The following is a 1,364-nucleotide window of genomic DNA, read 5'->3' as shown; positions in this document are numbered from 1 at the left end:
CAAGAGTGGTTTTTTCACATCTGGGGATAGAGATTAATCCTAAAATCGTTAGATCTCAATGATCAATGCAAAGATCTTTGTTGCATACTCTTCTCAAATTTTTGTTTAATCAGCCCTATGGTATATATCTTTATCAAGAGATATATAAAATGATGTTCTTATCTTTTCTGTAGTAATTAAAAAGTAACCACTATCAACAAGGTGTTTCTTTATTGCATCTTTTCCAATCGTTCCAAAAACAACCCCAATGACAAATAGAAAACAAGGAATGTAAGTTCCTAAATATTTACTCCACTCTTTAGGTAATTCAGGACGCTTATTAAAACAAATACAAACAAACCCTATTATACTTAAAAACCAAAACCATGATAAAAAAGGAACTATAGAAAAAACGGAGGTTAACGCTATAGATTCTGGATGATATATATAAACATCCAGTATTGGGCTTATCGCATCAAATAATAAGAAAGGCATCCCGATTAATACAAGAGGGACTCCTAAAAAAATCAGAATTCTATTTAGCATTTGTGGCCTCTTTTAAGCCATTTATTATGTTTTCTTCTATCTTGTTTTCATCCCAAATATTAGAAATAATTACATCAACACCAACCCAAACCATCGCACCAACCACCATAGGAATGGCAACTCCAAGAGCGACCGTCAAGCAAATAATCCCACCGACAACTGCACCAGTGGCTAAAAGCTTAAACAAATCACTTCCCATACTACCGCACCAATCAACTAAATGATAATCATCATTAAACATCAATTCATTAGTATTGATTGTTGCCGATATAATTAAACTTAAAACAGCCCCTTTCTTAAATCCATTTAATGTATCTTCAGCTAAAACACCCAACTGCTTAATTGTAGGGTTTGTAATTCTATATGGATAATTTTTTTTGATATTTAATCCATTAACAACAGCATAATACTTCTTAGGGTCATTCCAGAGACTGGATATTATTACTCGTTCTATTCCCTGAGCATCAATATATTGTTTAACTGTAATACCAAAGCCACCTAAAGCTTTTGATATTTTTGCCGCAGTAATAATACCTATGCCCATATCTATTTTTGAATGAATGTCATCTAATAGTTTCAGAGTTTCACTTCCAATCGTTTCCCCTTCTTCATTTTTTTGATGCCAGATATTCATCGCACACTTTGCGGCATCATCAACAGAGAAAATACAAACTTGTGTATGTCTACCTTCTAAGTATTCTTTCAAATCGTCTTGTAGATCTTTGTTCCATTCTGGCTCTGTTAGATCGTAGGCCTGTAACGCTGCCGCGTTACGTTCTGCAGTAGCACGCACACGATTTTTTTCCCAACGAGCGTAATCTTCTTGGGTATACGTCAAT

At 34.2% G+C, this 1,364-nt stretch carries 2 protein-coding genes; both read right to left on the bottom strand.

Annotated features, from left to right (window positions below; all coding sequences use genetic code 11):
• Positions 1–105: 105 nt before the first annotated feature.
• A complete protein-coding gene (locus AW165_RS18295) occupies positions 106–525 on the bottom strand; it encodes a hypothetical protein (RefSeq protein ID WP_025789263.1) in 420 nt (139 codons plus the stop codon).
• On the bottom strand, positions 515–1,364 hold an 850-nt coding region (locus tag AW165_RS18290; RefSeq protein ID WP_060466675.1), incomplete at its 5' end, for a hypothetical protein. The genes AW165_RS18295 and AW165_RS18290, both read right to left, overlap by 11 nt.

Source organism: Acinetobacter sp. LMB-5 (assembly GCF_001541635.1).
Classification (GTDB): domain Bacteria; phylum Pseudomonadota; class Gammaproteobacteria; order Pseudomonadales; family Moraxellaceae; genus Acinetobacter; species Acinetobacter pittii.
This window is presented reverse-complemented; position numbering and strand designations above follow the sequence as displayed.